Origin of the sequence: Micromonospora sp. C95 (assembly GCF_018070465.1) — a bacterium.
GTDB lineage: Bacteria > Actinomycetota > Actinomycetes > Mycobacteriales > Micromonosporaceae > Micromonospora.
In genome coordinates this window covers 1-15,877 of the sequence record NZ_JAGPXT010000009.1, presented here as the reverse complement: position 1 = coordinate 15,877, position 15,877 = coordinate 1, and the positions used below count along the sequence as shown (strand labels likewise).

General features: G+C 71.6%; 15 protein-coding genes. 9 read left to right on the top strand and 6 right to left on the bottom strand.

Annotated features, from left to right (window positions below; translation table 11 throughout):
- Positions 1-346 precede the first annotated feature (346 nt).
- Positions 347-3,082 (bottom strand): pyruvate, phosphate dikinase, encoded by a 2,736-nt coding sequence (gene ppdK, locus KBX00_RS13130; RefSeq protein WP_210826686.1) that lies wholly within the window; start codon positions 3,080-3,082, stop codon positions 347-349.
- A 312-nt stretch (positions 3,083-3,394) separates the two neighbouring features.
- Between ppdK and KBX00_RS13125 the strand changes: the two genes are divergently transcribed.
- Complete coding sequence (locus tag KBX00_RS13125; protein ID WP_210826685.1) at positions 3,395-5,275, top strand: beta-N-acetylhexosaminidase; 1,881 nt, start codon at positions 3,395-3,397, stop codon at positions 5,273-5,275.
- Between the two features lie 673 nt (positions 5,276-5,948).
- A complete protein-coding gene (locus tag KBX00_RS13120) occupies positions 5,949-6,608 on the top strand; it encodes a C39 family peptidase (protein WP_210826683.1) in 660 nt (219 codons plus the stop codon).
- A gap of 250 nt (positions 6,609-6,858) precedes the next feature.
- Here the strand turns inward: KBX00_RS13120 and dusB are convergent, their stop codons facing one another.
- The 5 genes from dusB to KBX00_RS13095 form a co-directional block, all read right to left on the bottom strand.
- Positions 6,859-8,007 carry a tRNA dihydrouridine synthase DusB gene (dusB, locus tag KBX00_RS13115; RefSeq protein WP_301547893.1) on the bottom strand — a complete coding sequence of 383 codons (1,149 nt, stop codon included), beginning with the start codon at positions 8,005-8,007 and terminating at the stop codon, positions 6,859-6,861.
- A 54-nt stretch (positions 8,008-8,061) separates the two neighbouring features.
- Positions 8,062-8,913 (bottom strand): hypothetical protein, encoded by an 852-nt coding sequence (locus KBX00_RS13110; protein WP_210826678.1) that lies wholly within the window; start codon positions 8,911-8,913, stop codon positions 8,062-8,064.
- A gap of 122 nt (positions 8,914-9,035) precedes the next feature.
- On the bottom strand, positions 9,036-10,415 hold the full coding sequence (locus tag KBX00_RS13105; protein ID WP_210826676.1) for a glycine--tRNA ligase: 1,380 nt from the start codon (positions 10,413-10,415) through the stop codon (positions 9,036-9,038).
- Between the two features lie 112 nt (positions 10,416-10,527).
- Positions 10,528-11,085 carry a hypothetical protein gene (locus tag KBX00_RS13100; protein ID WP_301547875.1) on the bottom strand — a complete coding sequence of 186 codons (558 nt, stop codon included), beginning with the start codon at positions 11,083-11,085 and terminating at the stop codon, positions 10,528-10,530.
- Positions 11,086-11,110: 25 nt separating this feature from the next.
- On the bottom strand, positions 11,111-11,452 hold the full coding sequence (locus KBX00_RS13095; protein WP_164449440.1) for an antibiotic biosynthesis monooxygenase: 342 nt from the start codon (positions 11,450-11,452) through the stop codon (positions 11,111-11,113).
- A gap of 29 nt (positions 11,453-11,481) precedes the next feature.
- On the opposite strand from KBX00_RS13095, the gene KBX00_RS13090 reads away from it, so the two are divergent.
- The 7 genes from KBX00_RS13090 to KBX00_RS13060 all read left to right on the top strand — a co-directional run.
- A complete protein-coding gene (locus KBX00_RS13090) occupies positions 11,482-11,739 on the top strand; it encodes a hypothetical protein (protein WP_210826674.1) in 258 nt (85 codons plus the stop codon).
- Positions 11,740-11,793: 54 nt separating this feature from the next.
- On the top strand, positions 11,794-12,771 hold the full coding sequence (locus tag KBX00_RS13085; protein WP_210826671.1) for a metal ABC transporter substrate-binding protein: 978 nt from the start codon (positions 11,794-11,796) through the stop codon (positions 12,769-12,771).
- Positions 12,768-13,532, top strand: coding sequence for a metal ABC transporter ATP-binding protein (locus KBX00_RS13080; protein WP_210826669.1), 765 nt, complete (start codon positions 12,768-12,770; stop codon positions 13,530-13,532). The genes KBX00_RS13085 and KBX00_RS13080 overlap by 4 nt, the downstream gene beginning before the upstream one ends.
- Positions 13,529-14,398 carry a metal ABC transporter permease gene (locus tag KBX00_RS13075; protein WP_210826667.1) on the top strand — a complete coding sequence of 290 codons (870 nt, stop codon included), beginning with the start codon at positions 13,529-13,531 and terminating at the stop codon, positions 14,396-14,398. The genes KBX00_RS13080 and KBX00_RS13075 overlap by 4 nt, the downstream gene beginning before the upstream one ends.
- Positions 14,399-14,435: 37 nt before the next feature.
- Positions 14,436-14,735: a helix-turn-helix transcriptional regulator gene (locus tag KBX00_RS13070; RefSeq protein WP_093407467.1), complete on the top strand. Its 300-nt coding sequence runs from the start codon at positions 14,436-14,438 to the stop codon at positions 14,733-14,735.
- Between the two features lie 67 nt (positions 14,736-14,802).
- Positions 14,803-15,201, top strand: a complete 399-nt coding sequence (locus tag KBX00_RS13065; protein WP_210826665.1) for a Fur family transcriptional regulator — start codon at positions 14,803-14,805, stop codon at positions 15,199-15,201.
- Between the two features lie 151 nt (positions 15,202-15,352).
- Positions 15,353-15,877: hypothetical protein (locus KBX00_RS13060; protein WP_210826663.1), on the top strand; the 525-nt coding region annotated here is incomplete at its 3' end.

Below are 15,877 nucleotides of genomic sequence, written 5' to 3'. Positions count from 1 at the left end.
GTGCGCCGGCCACGCACCGCGCCACGCGGTACGCCGCGGCCACGCGGTACGCCGCACGCCACGCCACGCCGTACGCCGCGCCGCGCCGAACGCCACCCCACGCCACGGCAGGCAGGGCGACAACATCGGGGATGTTGCTGCCTCAAAGCAGCGCGACACAGCAACATCCCCGATGTTGCTGCCTCCAGACCTGACACGAGGCGGCGTGGGGTGGCATGGGGCGACGCGGGCGACCCAGGCGACGCGGGCGACCCAGGCGACCCAAGCGACCCAGCCGACCCGGGCGACGCAGGGGACGCGGGCGACGCGGGCGACGGCTCGTCCCGGGCGGGGCGAGCCGTGTGGGTCAGCGGCTGTCCGAGCCGGTGGTGATCACCGCCGCGCGGCCGGCCTCCAGCCGGGCCACCGGCACCCGGAACGGTGAGCAGGAGACGTAGTCCAGCCCGACGGAGTGGAAGAAGTGCACCGAGTCGGGGTCGCCGCCGTGCTCGCCGCAGACCCCGATCTTGAGCCCCGGGCGGGCCGCCCGCCCCTCCTCGGCGGCGATCCGGACCAGCCGACCGATGCCGTCGGCATCGATGGACTCGAACGGTGAGATGCCGAAGATGCCCAGCTCCAGGTAGCGCCAGAAGAACGCCCCCTCGACGTCGTCGCGGGAGAAGCCCCAACCCATCTGGGTCAGGTCGTTGGTGCCGAAGGAGAAGAACTCGGCCGCCTCGGCGATCTGCCCGGCGGTCAACGCCGCCCGGGGCACCTCGATCATCGTGCCGATCAGCACGTCGACGGCGCTGCCGCCGACCACCTCGGCGATGATCCGCTCGGCCTCGGCGCGTACCGTCTCCAACTCCTGCACCGCGCCGACCAGCGGGACCATGATCTCCGGGCAGGCGGGGACGCCCTGGCGGGTGCACTCCACGGCCGCCTCGGTGATGGCCCGGACCTGCATCGCGAACAGCCCGGGGATGACCAGGCCCAGGCGTACGCCGCGCAGCCCGAGCATCGGGTTCTCCTCGTGCATGCGGCGTACCGCCGCGAGCAGCGCCTCCTCCTTCGCGACGTCCTCGCCGCGTTCCTGCGCGACCGCCACGTTCACGGCGAGCTGCTCCAGCGGCGGCAGGAACTCGTGCAGCGGCGGGTCGATAAGCCGGACGGTGACCGGCAGGCCGTTCATCTCCCGGAAGATCTCCACGAAGTCGGCCCGCTGCAACGGCAGCAACGCGGCGAGCGCGTCCTCCCGCTCGGCCGGGTCGCGGGCCAGGATCAGTCGTTCCACCAGCTCACGGCGGTCGCCGAGAAACATGTGCTCGGTGCGGCACAGCCCGATGCCCTCGGCGCCGAAGCGCCGGGCCCGGGCCGCGTCGGCGGCGGTGTCGGCGTTGGTACGCACCACCAGGCGCCGGCTGGCGTCGGCGTGCGACATGATCCGGTGTACGGCCTTGACCAGGGCGTCGTCCGTGCTCGCCGGGTCGAGTTCACCCTCGAAGTAGCGCACCACCTCCGACGGGCTGACCGGCACCTCGCCCAGGTACACGTTGCCGGTGGTGCCGTCGATGGAGACCACGTCGCCCTCGGTGACCGTGTGTCCGGCCACGACGAACCGCCGCTTCGGCACGTCGATGTCCAGTTGGTCGGCGCCGGAGACACAGGTCTTGCCCATCCCCCGCGCCACCACGGCGGCGTGGCTGGTCTTGCCGCCCCGCGAGGTCAGGATGCCCCGGGCGGCGATCATGCCGTTCAGGTCGTCCGGGTTGGTCTCCCGGCGGACCAGGATGACGGCCTCACCCTCGGCGGCCAGCTCGACCGCGCGGGCCGAGGTGAAGACCACCTTGCCGACCGCCGCGCCCGGCGAGGCGCCGATGCCGGTGGCGACCGGCTGGAACTCGTGGTCGAGCTGGAAGCGCGGGAACATCAGCTGGGCCAGTTGCGCGCCGTTGACCCGGTGCAGCGCCTCGTCGACGTCGATCAGGCCCTCGTCGACGAGCTGGCCGGCGATGACGAACGCGGCGGCGGCGGTGCGCTTGCCGACCCGGGTCTGCAGCATCCACAGCTTGCCGCGCTCGATGGTGAACTCGATGTCGCACAGGTCGCGGTAGTGCCGCTCCAGCCGGGCCAGGTAGTCGAGCAGTTCGTCGTAGGAGTCCTTGTCGATCCGCTCCAGCTCCTGCAACGGCACGGTGTTGCGGATGCCGGCGACGACGTCCTCGCCCTGCGCGTTGGCCAGGTAGTCGCCGTAGATGCCCTGGGCACCGCTGGCCGGGTCGCGGGTGAAGGCGACGCCGGTGCCGGAGTCGGGACCGAGGTTGCCGAAGACCATCGCCACCACGTTGACGGCGGTGCCGAGGTCCGCCGGGATCCGCTCCTGCCGGCGGTAGACCACCGCCCGCTCGGCGTTCCACGAGTCGAACACCGCGCGGACCGCCAGGTCCAGCTGTTCGCGCGGCTCCTGCGGGAACTCCCGCCCGGTGTGCTTGGTGAAGATCTTCTTGTACGCGTCGACAAGCCCGCGCAGGTCGTCGGCGTCCAGGTCCAGGTCGAGGTCGGTGCCCTTGGCGCGCTTGGCCTCGTCGATCGCGTGTTCGAACTCCTCGCCAGGTACGTCGCAGACGGTCTTGCCGAACATCTGGATCAGCCGCCGGTAGGAGTCCCACGCGAACCTGTCCGCGCCGCCGGAGGCGGGCTGGTCGGTCGAGCCGCCGGCCTGCCGGGCCAGCCCTTCGACGCTGCGGTCGTTGAGACCGACGTTGAGTACGGTCTCCATCATCCCGGGCATCGAGAACTTCGCCCCGGAGCGCACCGAGACCAGCAGCGGGTCGTCCGGGTCACCCAGGCGCCGGCCCATCTCACGCTCCAGCGCCGTCAGGTGCGCGCTGATCTGTTCGGCCAGTCCGGCCGGCTCCGTACCCGTGCCGAGGTACGCCTTGCACGCCTCGGTGGTGATGGTGAAGCCGGGCGGCACCGGCAGGCCGAGATTCGTCATCTCGGCCAGGTTCGCCCCCTTGCCGCCGAGGAGGTCCTTGAGATCCTTGTTGCCCTCGGCGAAGTCGTAGACGTACTTGTGCTCAACCGTCTCTTGCGCAGCCACCAGAGCCTCCCACGCGCCCGGATTGACACTTAACGAAGGTTCAGTTTTCCGATACCCCGAATCCATGGGCTGGCAATCCGGGGAGTCGTGCCGATCGGTGGGCGAAGGCTAAGCGAACATCGCGCAGCCCGGGGCCATTCGGTGACAATAGGCACAGCAATCACGACTGTTCGCGTTCGGCACAGTTTTTGGGAACGTTTCCACGCGCACATTCACGCAATTGCCGGCCTCCCCGTACGCTTGACGGCACGCTCTGTGACCACCCCGCACCATTGCCACAACCGCCGCGAATACACCCCCTCGGGAGTCCTCGTGTCCGCCCCACCCCGCACCGCTCCGGAACCACTCGACCCGACCCACCGCGCCGCCACCCCACCCGCCGAGGCGGCGTCCACCCCGGAGCGGGAGACCGCCGCCCGGGGCGGCACAGGTGGTGGGATCGCCGCCCGGGCGAACGCCGGGGCGGAGTCCGTCGCGCGGACGAACGCCAGCGCCGAGGCGCAGGCCGCCGTACCGGTGGACGCGGCGGCCGAGACCGCCGCGGGTGCCGACGACGCGGCTCAGGCTGCCGGGCGTACCGCCGAGGAGCTGGCCGGTGCGGCGGAGCGGAAGGCGGCGGCGCTGCTCGGGCCGCCGGCAGCGGCCCGGCTGGGTGACGTGGTGCCCGCCCCGGAACGGGTCGAACCGGACGCCGCGGCCGACTACCTGCTCAGCGCCGACGCGGTGATCCGGGTCAGCGCCGATCCGGCCGCCGTGGCCGTCGCCGGGCAGCTCGCCGCGCTGCTGCGCCCGGCCACCGGATACCCGCTGCCGGTGACCGACACCATTGCGCCCGTCCCGGCCGGCGGCATCGCCCTCGCCCTGACCAACGAGGTTGCCCTGGGCGCGGAGGGCTACCGGCTCGACATCAGCACCGACGGCGTACGCATCGCCGCCGGCACCGCCGCCGGCCTCTTTCACGGGGTGCAGACGCTGCGGCAGCTGCTGCCGGCCGCCGTCGAGAGCGCCACCCCGGTCACCGAACGCTGGGTGCTGCCCGGCGGTTCGATCCTCGACCGCCCCCGCTATCCCCACCGGGGCGCGATGCTCGACGTGGCCCGGCACTTCTTCGGCGTCACCGACGTGCTGCGGGTGATCGACCACCTGGCCCGGTACAAGCTCAACCGGCTGCACCTGCACCTCACCGACGACCAGGGTTGGCGGATCGCGATCGACTCCTGGCCGCGACTGGCCACCGTCGGCGGGGCCGGCGCGGTCGGCGACGCCCCCGGCGGGTACTACACCCGGGCCGACTACCAACGGATCGTCGGCTACGCCGCCGACCGGCACATCACCGTGATCCCCGAGATCGATCTGCCCGGTCACACGAACGCGGCGTTGACCGCGTACGGCGAGCTGGCCCCCGACCGGGTCGCACCGCCGCCGTACGCCGGCACCGAGGTGGGCTTCAGCTACGTCGATCCCGCCAACGAGCGCACGTACGACTTCGTCGCCGACGTGCTCGGCGAGATCGCCGCGCTCACCCCCGGCCGGTGGCTGCACATCGGCGGCGACGAGGCGTTCAAGGTGCCCGCCGAGGTGTACGCCGGCTTCGTCGAGCGGACGCAACGCATCGTGGCTGGGCTGGGCCGGGACGTGATCGGTTGGCACCAGATCGCCCCGGCAGCCCACTGCGACGGGCGGATCCTGCAATGGTGGGGCACGACCGGCGACGACCCGGCGACCGCCGAGGCGGTACGCCGGGGCGCTCGACTGATCCTCTCCCCCGGCAACCACGCGTACCTCGACATGAAGTACGCCCCGGACACCCCGATCGGGCACGACTGGGCCGGCCTGATCGACGTACGCCGGGCGTACGACTGGAACCCGGCCGATCACCTGGCGGGCGTACCGGCCGAGGCGGTGCTCGGCGTCGAGGCGCCGCTGTGGACCGAGTCGGTGACCACCCTCGCCGAGATCGAGTTCATGCTGTTCCCCCGACTGCCCGCCATCGCCGAGCTGGGCTGGTCCCCCCGCTCGACGCACGACTGGGCAGCGTTCCGCGAACGACTGGCGCTGCACGGCACACGGTGGGCGATGGCAGGCATCGCGTACCACCGCTGCCCCGATCTGCCCTGGCCGGCGACGGCGGTGCCCGCCCCGCGCAGGCCGTCGTCCAGCGCCGAGCCGGCCGAGCCCCCGCCGGTGACGTAGAGGGAGAGCCGGTCGACCGCCCACGCACAGCCCTCGTCCCGAAAACCGGCCGTACGCAGGATCGCCAGTAGCGCCTCCGCGATGGGGCGGGGCGTCGCGGCGCTGGTGCTGACCGCCTTCCTCACCTGCGCCACCCTCGACCATGCCGGGGTGCGCCCCGGCGCGCCGGGTGGGGCTGTTCGAGCGGATCGCGATATATGCCGGGATCACCTGGCTCGGCGTCGCCGGCACCCGGCTCCTGACCAGCCCCTGACACCCGGATCACCATGTGGCCGGATTGTCCGGTTCGTCGGTGGCCGCGGCCACGCCACCGGCGGAATCGCGGGCCGGGTCCGGTGGTTGTACATGGGGTAACCACGGGCGCCTCCGAGCGCCGCCCCCGGCCCGGGTCGGAATGGCCCCCCGCCGTCGGGCGTTACATCCCCCGGACAACGCCAGGGCGACCGCCTCCCGCGACGCCCACGGAATGACCCCGGCCGGAATGACTTCGCACCACCCGGCGTTACATCTGGCCGGGCCGCGAGCCCCGGAATGACCCCGCACCACCCGGCGTTACACCGTCTCCGGGCAACGGACCAGCTCGTAGCACGTCTTCCCTTTCACGCGAGGCCCACCCGCACCCCCCTTACCGCGGGAACCGCCGCGCACCCCCGACCGAAAGGTGCAGACCATCATGGCTACCACCATCCTGCGCAAGACCGCCCTGACCATCGCCGCAGCCGCCGCCACCGCCGGTGGCATCGCCGGCCCCGCCGTCGCCGCCCACGCCGCCCCCACCACCAAGCCGGCCGCACAGGTACAGACCGACCGCAAGGCCGGTGGCGAGCGCGAACTCGGCGTCCGCTACGAAGCCCAGCCCAACTTCTACTACTGCGGCCCCGCCGCCGCCCGCAACGCACTCAGCGTCCAGGGCAAGAACATCGACGTCGACACCATGGCCAAGGAAATGCGCACCACCGAGGCCGGCACCAACTCCATCAACGACATCACCCCGGTACTGAACAAGGAGACCGGCAAGGACGTCTACAAGTCGGTCGAGATCACCGACACCAAGGCCGACGACAAGCAGACCGACAAGCTGCGCGACGACATCGTCCGCACCGTCGACAACGGCCGTGCCGTGGTCGCCAACATCGCCGGCACCGCCACCGACACCGACGGCACCACGCACAGCTTCGAAGGCGGCCACTACATCAGCGTCGTCGGCTACCGCGACGGCGGCGACACGGTCACCATCGCCGACTCCGCCGACCCCGCCCAGGCCTCCTACCGGATGAGCATCGACGCCCTCGCCGACTGGATCGCCACCCGCGGCTACACCGCCACCTCCTGACCAACCGGGAACACCACGAAGGGCCGACCCCCAGCGGGTCGGCCCTTCGCCGTCTCTCCCCCCGACCCAACCCCTACGCCATCCCCACCCACACCCCACCCCGGACCGCCCGGAGGATGCAGCAACATCGGGGATGTTGTGGTGTCAAGCCACGGCGAGGCAGCAACATCCCCGATGTTGCCGCCTCGCCGCCAGCAGGCGGATGCGAGGGCGGGGCGACGGGGTGGGGTGGGGGTGGGGGCGGTCGGGGTCAGCCGCCGGAGTCGTCCAGCTCGGCGCCCTCGGGAACGGTGTCGTCGTCGCGGCTGGCCAGCCAGCCGTCGGGCAGGAAGACCTTGCCCGGCGAGTTGGTGCGGCCGCGCGGCTGGCCCAACGTCTCCACCGGGAATGGCACCGCGGGGTCGAGCTTGCCGAGCAGGTCGTCGAGCTGGGCCAGGCTGTCGATCATCGCCAGGGAGCGGCGCAGCTCGCTGCCGACCGGGAAGCCCTTGAGGTACCAGGCGACGTGCTTGCGGAAGTCGGTGCAGCCGTCCCGCTCACCCCGGGCCGGGTTGCGGGCACCGGCGGTGAACTGCTCGACCAGCAGCTCGGCGTGCCGGCGCATGGTCACCGCCACCTCGCCGAGCATGGGCAGCCGCCGCTGCGGCGAGCCGTCGAACGCCGCCTCCAGGTCGGCGAAGAGCCACGGCCGGCCGAGGCAGCCACGGCCGATGACCACACCGTCGACCCCGGTGTGCGCCACCATCCGCAGCGCGTCGTCGGCCTCCCAGATGTCGCCGTTGCCGAGCACCGGCACGTCGAGCGCCTGCTTGAGGGTGGCGATGGCGTCCCAGTCGGCGGTGCCCGAGTACCGCTGGGCGGCCGTACGCCCGTGCAGGGCGACCGCGGCGACGCCGGCCTCCTGGGCGGCCAGCCCCGCCTCGACGTACGTCAGGTGGTCGTCGTCGATGCCCTTGCGCATCTTGACCGTGACCGGCACCCCGGCGGGTGACGCGGCGTCCACGGCGGCCCGCACCAGGCGGGCGAAGAGCCGCCGCCGCCAGGGCAGTGCCGCGCCGCCACCGCGCCGGGTCACCTTCGGCACCGGACAACCGAAGTTGAGGTCGATGTGATCGGCGAGGTCCCGTTCGACCACGATCCGCACGGCGGCGGCGGTGGTCTCCGGGTCGGTGCCGTAGAGCTGGAGGCTACGCGGGCGCTCGTCCGCCCCGAACGCAATCATCCGCAGCGTCTTCGGGTTCCGCTCGACCAGGGCGACGGTCGTGATCATCTCGCAGACGTAGATGCCGCCGCCCTGCTCGCGGCAGAGCTGCCGGAAGCCGACGTTCGTGATGCCGGCCATCGGGGCGAGCACCACCGGCGGCCACACCCGGTGCGGTCCGATGGCCAGCGGCGGCAGGTCGGTGGCGGGACGGAGGGCGGTTTCCACCGCCCAAGGGTACGGGGGCCGTGGTCAGCGCCGCTGCCACGGCCACCGGCGACCCCCGCGGTCAGGCTCCGAGGCACTCCGAAGAAGATCCGCCGTCGCCCGTAGCTTGTGCCGGATCTCCATGCCGGTCACGCCGAGCAGATCAGCCAGCTGGCTGCCCTGCTCGACCACCAACCGGGCACGCTCGACGTCACCGACCATCAACAACGCCGGCGCGTAGATGGAGTACGTGTTGGCCAGCTCCCAGATGGTGATCGGCTGATGCGGGTCGAGCGCCTTCAGACGCAGCTCCGTCGCCCGGGAACCGGCAAGCACCGCCTCCTGGACATCGGACGCCGCACCCTGCTCCTGGTGGCGGTGCAGCAGAGCGTTCGCGTAGTTGTGGTAGGCGGTGGCCATCGCCGCACGGGTACGCGGCCCGGCGCCGGGCGGCGGACCGGCGCTGTACAGACCGATCTCGATCGCCTTCTCCAGCAACTGCAGCCGGGCAACGGGACTGCCGGCCACGAACGCCGACTCGCCGGAGTCCACGAACGCGGTGATCAGCTCACCCAGCGCCTCGTCCCGGCGTGGCTGGGTCGGATCCGGATGTTCCGCCTTCACCGCCTGATGGATCTCCGCGAACAGCACGATGGCCTCGTGGCCCGAATCCTTCGCCCGGTCGTGGCGGCCCATGGCGGCCAACACCATGCTGTGCCGCCACAGGGCCCGGGCCAGCTGGCGTTGATCGTGCCGGTCGACCCGGCCACCCGCGACGGCCTGCCGGTACGCCTCGATCACCCGCAGCCAGAGCGCGTCCGCCTGCTGCCAGCCCGCCGGTCGGCTGGAGAGCTCCCGCGCCCGCTCGAAGATCTCCTCGCGTGCTTCCGGCTCCACGTCGTCGGCCCTTCGTCGTCTCCGTGCGGCGCTGCCCGCCCTGACGACATCATCGGCCATGGATGCCAGTTGCGTTACCCGGTGAGCGCGGTCCGGACCGCGCTCACCGGGGCGAGCCGGGATCAGCAGCCGGGCAGATGGTCGATCAGGTAGCGCTCGACCTGGTCCAGGCCGATCCGTTCCTGGGTCATGGTGTCCCGGTTCCGTACGGTCACCGCGTCGTCGTCGAGCGTGTCGAAGTCGACGGTGACGCAGAACGGGGTGCCGATCTCGTCCTGCCGGCGGTAGCGGCGACCGATGGCCTGCGAGTCGTCGAACTCGACCACCCAGCGCTTGCGCAACTGCGCGGCGAGGCCCTTCGCCTTCGGCGAGAGCGCCTCGTTACGCGACAGCGGCAGCACCGCCACCTTGACCGGGGCCAGGCGAGGGTCGAAACGCATCACGGTGCGCTTGTCGACGCCGCCCTTGGTGTTCGGCGCCTCGTCCTCGTCGTACGCCTCCAGCAGGAAGGCCAGCACCGCGCGGGTGAGGCCGGCGGCCGGCTCGATCACGTACGGGATCCACCGTTCGCCCTTGGACTGGTCGAAGTACGACAGGTCGACGCCGGAGTGCTTGCTGTGCGTGGAGAGGTCGAAGTCGGTGCGGTTGGCGATGCCCTCCAACTCGGCGAACTCGGTGCCGCCGAACTGGAACCGGTACTCGATGTCGACGGTGCGCTTCGAGTAGTGCGAGAGCTTCTCCTTGGGGTGCTCGTAGAAGCGCAGGTTGTTCTCCGACAGACCGAGGTCGAGGTACCAGTTCCAGCGCTCGGCGAGCCAGTACTCGTGCCACTGCTCGTCGGTGCCCGGCTCGACGAAGAACTCCATCTCCATCTGCTCGAACTCGCGGGTACGGAAGATGAAGTTGCCCGGGGTGATCTCGTTGCGGAACGACTTGCCGGTCTGCGCGATGCCGAACGGCGGCTTCTTTCGGGCCACCGTCTCCACGTTGCGGTAGTTGACGAAGATGCCCTGGGCGGTCTCCGGCCGCAGGTAGTGCAGGCCCTCGTCGCTCTCCACCGGGCCGAGGTAGGTCTTCATCAGACCGTTGAACATCCGTGGCTCGGTGAAGGTGCCCTTGTTGCCGCAGTTCGGGCAGTTCAGCTCGGCCAGCGAGGTCGGCGGGCGGCCGTGCTTGGCCTCGTACGCCTCCTCAAGATGGTCGGCGCGGAACCGCTTGTGGCAGGACTGGCACTCGGTCAGCGGATCGACGAAGGCCTCCAGGTGCCCCGAGGCGGCCCACACGTCCCGGGCGAGGATCACCGCGGAGTCCAGACCCACCACGTCGTCGCGCTGCTGGACCATGGTCTTCCACCACTGCCGGCGGACGTTCTCCTTGAGTTCCACGCCGAGCGGACCGTAGTCCCACGCCGACCGGGTGCCCCCGTAGATCTCGCTGGAGGGGAAGACGAAGCCTCGGCGCTTGGCGAGGCTGACGACGGCGTCGATACGGTCGGCTGGCATTTCTCCTCCTACGCCGACTGGCGGTCGGCGGGGACGTCACGGTCGGCGGGGACGGTTCGGGACCACGGTACGACCGGTGCGGTCCCGAACCCAGCACATTACCTGCGGCCGGTCAGTTGACTCCGCAGACCTCCATGCCGCCGGTCTGTGGATCCTGTGCCAGCACGACCTGCTGGCGTTCCTGGCCGCCGCCACGGTAGGTCACCTCCACCGGCACGGTGAGCGTGGTGGTGTCCACCTCACCGACCCGGTAGGAGGAGATCTGCGGCTCAGCGGCGGAGCGGCGTTCGAACTCCTGCCGGGACTCGCGCCGCCGGGCGTCCTCGCAGAGCTGGTCGTACGCCCGGGCGTAGTCACCGTCGGAGAGGGCCCGGTAGTAGTCGCCGGAGACGGTGCGGCCCTGCTCCTCGATCGCCTGCACCTGACTGACGAGCAGGCCGACGACTGCGGTGCCGCCACCACCGCAACAGAGCACGAGAGCCAGTGCTCCCGCGCCGAGACCGAGCCAGAGCCGGGATCGACCTCCCTCGGTCGGCGGTGCCGCGAACGGCGGCGCCACCCCGGGCCCGGGCGGCGGCACCGGCGCACCCTGCTCCGGGCTGGGCGGGGGCGCATCGGGGCCGGGCAGCGAGGGGTCTGGTGGTGGGGCTGCCGGTCCGGGAGCGGTCATAGGAGCCAGCGTAGTGCCCAGCGACTCAGCGGTAAGGACCCGCAGCCCGGTCGCTGGCCACCGTGACCACGTCCCCGCCCGGCACGGCGGTCGCCAACGGCTCGTACGCGGACGGCTCGTCGAGACTCTCGGCGAGCAACGGCACCGCCGTGATCTTCACGTCGAATCCGCCGAGGGCACGGCGGTAGGTGCCCACCGACTCCCACTCGGTGACCAGGCACCAGTGACGGGGGTCGTCCAGCGCCCGGACGAGCTGTCCGCGCTGGTAGCCGGGCCGGGCGGCCAGCGCCGCGAGGGCTGCGTGGGCCCGGGCGGCGAACGCTTCGGCGACGTCTTCGTCGACCACGAACCGGTTGGTCACCAGCACCGGCTTCTCCTCCTCGTAGAGTCTGTGGGATGCAGCGTACGCAGCCTGGGATCGCCGCCCGACTGGCCCGGACCAACCCGACGACGGTGTTCCTGGTCACCCTCCTTCTCGCGCTTGTCGCGTTCTTCGCTCCGGGGGTGCTCGGCGGGCTGTTGACGTTGCTGCTGGCCGGCGCGCTGGCGGCCCTGCTGGTGACCACCTGGTCGGTGCAGACGCCGCAGACCCGGGCGATCCGGCTGATCGTGCTGACCCTGCTTGTCACCGCCGGTCTGGTGAAGCTGCTCTGACATGCAATCATGCGTTTTTGACAATCATTGTCGTTGTCGCGGAAAGTCGAGGGCATGACCTTCCGCTCCGCCCCGCGTGCCCTGGCCACCGCCACGGCCGCCCTGCTCGCCCTGACCGGCGTCACCGCCTGTTCGAACGACGACAGCCCGGCCGGCGCCGACCCGCAGCGGGTCGACGTGGTGGCCGGTTTCTACCCGTTGCAGTTCCTCGCCGAGCGGGTCGGCGGCGACGCCGTGGCGGTGACCAGCCTGGCCCGCCCCGGTGCCGAGCCGCACGACCTGGAGCTGAACCCGGGCCAGGTCGGCCAGATCAGCGAGGCGGAGTTGGTCCTGTTCCTGCACGGCTTCCAGCCCGCCGTGGACGAGGCGGTCGAGCAGCAGGCCGGTGACCGCGCCTTCGACGTGGCGACCGTGGAGCCCCTGCTGGACGCCACCGCCGGTGGCCACGACCACGGCCACGAGGACGAGGCGCACGCCGAGGAGGAGCAGCACGCCGAGGAGGCGTCCGAGGGCGCCAAGGACCCGCACGTCTGGCTCGACCCGACCCGACTGGCCACCATCGGCGACAAGCTGGCCGAGCGGCTCGGCACGGTCGACCCGGACCGGGCCGGTGACTACACCGCTCGGGCCGCCACCCTGCGTACCGAGTTGGAGCAACTGGACAGCGAGTTCACCGAGGGCCTGAAGACCTGCCAGCGTCGGGAGATCGTGGTCAGCCACACCGCGTTCGGCTACCTGGCGCAGAAGTACCAGCTGGAGCAGATCGGCATCACCGGGCTCACCCCGGAGAACGAGCCGTCCCCGCAGCGACTGGCGGAGGTGACCGAGGAGGCCCGGGAGCACCAGGCCACCACGATCTTCTTCGAGACGCTGGTCAGCCCGAAGGTGGCCGAGACCATCGCTCGTGAGGTCGGCGCCCAGACCGCCGTGCTGGATCCGATCGAGGGCCTGTCAGCCGAGGCCGGCGGGGACTACCTTTCGGTGATGCGTACCAACCTGGAAACCCTGAGGACGGCGTTGAGCTGCTCGTGACACCTGACGTCATCACCGTCACGCACGGGGTGGCCGGCTACGACGGCCGCCCCGTGCTTCGTGACGTCTCGCTTACCGTGACCGCCGGTGAGGTGGTCGCGGTCCTCGGCGCCAACGGCTCCGGCAAGTCCACCCTGATCCGCGCCATCCTCGGGCTCGTCCCGCTCAGCGCCGGCACGGTGACCCTCTTCGGCCGGCCGGTCCGCCGGTTCCGGCAGTGGCACCGCGTCGGGTACGTCCCCCAGCGTCTCGGTGCCGGCAGCGGCGTACCGGCCACCGTCGCCGAGGTGGTCGCCGCCGGGCGGCTGGCCCGCCGGGGAGTGCTGCGCCCACCCGGGCGAGCCGACCGGGAGGCCGTCGCCGAGGCGCTGCACGCCGTCGGCCTGGCCGACCGGGCGAAGGACCCGGTGAGCACCCTCTCCGGCGGGCAGCAGCAGCGCACGCTCATCGCCCGAGCCCTGGCCGGGCGGCCCGAACTGTTGATCCTCGACGAGCCGACGGCCGGCGTGGACGCGGCCAGCCAGGAGGCGTTCGCCGGTGCGCTGCGCGATTTCACCCTCGGCGGGGGGACCGTCCTGCTCGTCGCCCACGAGCTGGGTCCGCTGCGCCCGGTGATCGGCCGGGCGATCGTCGTACACCAGGGGTTCGTGGCGCACGACGGCGCCGTACCGGAGCCGGCCGGGCACCACGCGGCTCCGGACCACGACCACGTGCATCCGCACGGCCCCGAGGAGCCCGCCGGGCTGTGGAGCGCACGATGAGCCTCTTTCAGTACGAGTACATGCAGCTCGCGCTGGTCAGCGCTCTGATCATCGGGCTGACCGCGCCCGCGCTCGGCATCTACCTGGTGCAGCGGCGGCTGGCGCTGATCGGTGACGGCATCGGGCACGTCGCACTGACCGGGGTCGGTGCCGGCCTGCTCTTCCAGACCTCCCCAGTGATCATGGCGGTGATCGCGGCCACCATCGGTGCGATCGCCATCGAGCTGATCCGCGAACGTGGCCGTACCTCCGGCGACCTGGCCCTCGCGCTGCTCTTCTACGGCGGCATCGCCGGCGGGGTGGTGCTGGTCGGGCTCTCCGACAGCACCAGCTCCAACCTCAACGCGTACCTGTTCGGGGCGTTGAGCACGGCATCCCGGGCCGACGTGGCCACCATCGCGGTGCTCGGTGCGGCGGTACTGATCGCGATGATCGGGCTGCGGCCGGCGCTGTTCGCCGTCTGTCACGACGAGGAGTACGCCCGCGTCTCCGGCCTGCCGGTACGCACCCTCAACCTGCTGCTCGCGATCACCACGGCGATCACGGTGACGATCGCCATGCGCGCGGTCGGCGTACTGCTGATCAGCGCGCTGATGGTCGTCCCGGTGGCCACCGCGCAGCAGGTCACCAGGGGGTTCCGCAGCACCATGGCGGCGGCGATGGCGCTGGGTCTGTTCGCCGGCGGGGCGGGCATCTGGATGGCGGCGCTCGCCGACACCGCGCCCGGCGCCTCGGTGGTGGTGCTCGCGATCGCCTCGTTCGTGACGGTCACCCTGCTAGCTGCCGGTTGGCGCCGGCTCCGGCGGACCCGACCCCAGCCCGCGCCGGCTCCGGAGCCCCACGAGGTGGTGCTCGGCGGATCCTGATCCCGAGCGGTGCGCCGGTATTGGTTACCGTTGCAGGGTGACCAGCGGATCCGGCTATGACGCGTACGAGGGTGCCAGCGAGTTGCTGCGGGCCCTCTCGGCACCGATCCGGCTGGCGATCGTCAGCGAGCTGGCGGGCGGTGAGCGCTGCGTGCACGAGCTGGTGGACAAGCTCGGGGTGGCCCAGCCGCTGGTTTCCCAGCATCTGCGGGTGCTCCGTGGGGCGGGCGTGGTCCGGGGTTCCCGGCGGGGGCGGGAGATCGCCTACACCCTGGTCGACGAGCACGTCGCGCACATCGTGGCGGACGCGGTCAGCCACGCCGGGGAGGGATCATGAGCGAGCGAATCATCAGGCTCAGTGCGGACGTGCCTCATGACGGCACGCAGCGAAGCGGAGTGGCGTCATGAGCGACAGTGGTACGGCGGTTCGCAACACCCGTCAGCGTTCGGCGGTGAGTGCGCTGCTCGCCGAGACGGAGGGCTTCCACAGCGCCCAGGAACTGCACGCGATGCTGCGCGACCGTGGCGAGCGGGTCGGGTTGACCACGGTCTACCGGACGTTGCAGGGGCTGGCCGACGCGGGCGAGATCGACGTGATGCGCCCACCGGGCGGTGAGCATCTGTACCGCCGGTGCAGCGAGGGCCACCACCATCACCTGGTCTGTCGAGCCTGTGGGCGTACCGTCGAGGTCGCCGGCCCGACCGTGGAGACCTGGGCCGACCGCGTCGCCGCTCAGCACGGCTTCACCGACGTCAGCCACACCCTGGAGATCTTCGGCACCTGCCCCACCTGCGCCCCCTGACCCCACCCCCACCCCCACTCCACCCCTCGGCGATCTTGCACTTCTGGTCGGGACGGATGCCGCCAAAGCAGGCATACCGGCGACCATAACTGCAAGATCGGCGCGGTCTGACGGGGTGCCGGGGGGCGGGGTCCGTGGCAGGCTGTCCGGCGTGAAGATCTACGCTGATCGTTTCCCGACCGCGCTGCGACAGCTGCTCACCGACCTGCTCGTCGTCGCCTGGGTGTACGCGACGATCCGGGGCGCGCTGTGGCTGCACGACCTGGTGCAGAAACTTGCCGTACCCGGGCAGAAGCTGGAGGGGGCCGGCGGCGGGCTTGCCGACAATCTCGCCGAGGCCGGCGGCAAGGTCGGCCGGGTGCCGCTGGTCGGCGACGAGCTGACCGCGCCCTTCGAGCGGGCGGCCGCTGCCGCCCGTTCGCTTGCCGAAGCCGGCCGCGACCAGCAGGAGTTGGTCGACCAGTTGGCGCTGGCACTGGCCGTCGGGCTGCTGATCGTGCCGCTCGGGCTTGTGGTGTTCGGCTGGCTGCCGCTGCGGGTGCGTTGGATGCGCCGGGCGGGCTCGGCGGCGGCGCTGGCCGCCGCGCCCGCCGGCCGGGATCTGCTGGCCCTGCGCGCCCTGGCCGGCCAACCGCTGCGCAAACTCACCCGGATCGCCCCCGACGTCGCCGAGGCG

Bases quoted from the DNA above. Each gene is read 5' to 3' on its own strand.
- KBX00_RS13065 (WP_210826665.1), top strand. From the start codon at position 14,803: ATGAGCGACAGTGGTACGGCGGTTCGCAACACCCGTCAGCGTTCGGCG.
- KBX00_RS13105 (WP_210826676.1), bottom strand. From the start codon at position 10,415: ATGCCAGCCGACCGTATCGACGCCGTCGTCAGCCTCGCCAAGCGCCGA.
- KBX00_RS13090 (WP_210826674.1), top strand. From the start codon at position 11,482: ATGCAGCGTACGCAGCCTGGGATCGCCGCCCGACTGGCCCGGACCAAC.
- KBX00_RS13075 (WP_210826667.1), top strand. From the start codon at position 13,529: ATGAGCCTCTTTCAGTACGAGTACATGCAGCTCGCGCTGGTCAGCGCT.
- KBX00_RS13120 (WP_210826683.1), top strand. From the start codon at position 5,949: ATGGCTACCACCATCCTGCGCAAGACCGCCCTGACCATCGCCGCAGCC.
- KBX00_RS13100 (WP_301547875.1), bottom strand. From the start codon at position 11,085: ATGACCGCTCCCGGACCGGCAGCCCCACCACCAGACCCCTCGCTGCCC.
- KBX00_RS13085 (WP_210826671.1), top strand. From the start codon at position 11,794: ATGACCTTCCGCTCCGCCCCGCGTGCCCTGGCCACCGCCACGGCCGCC.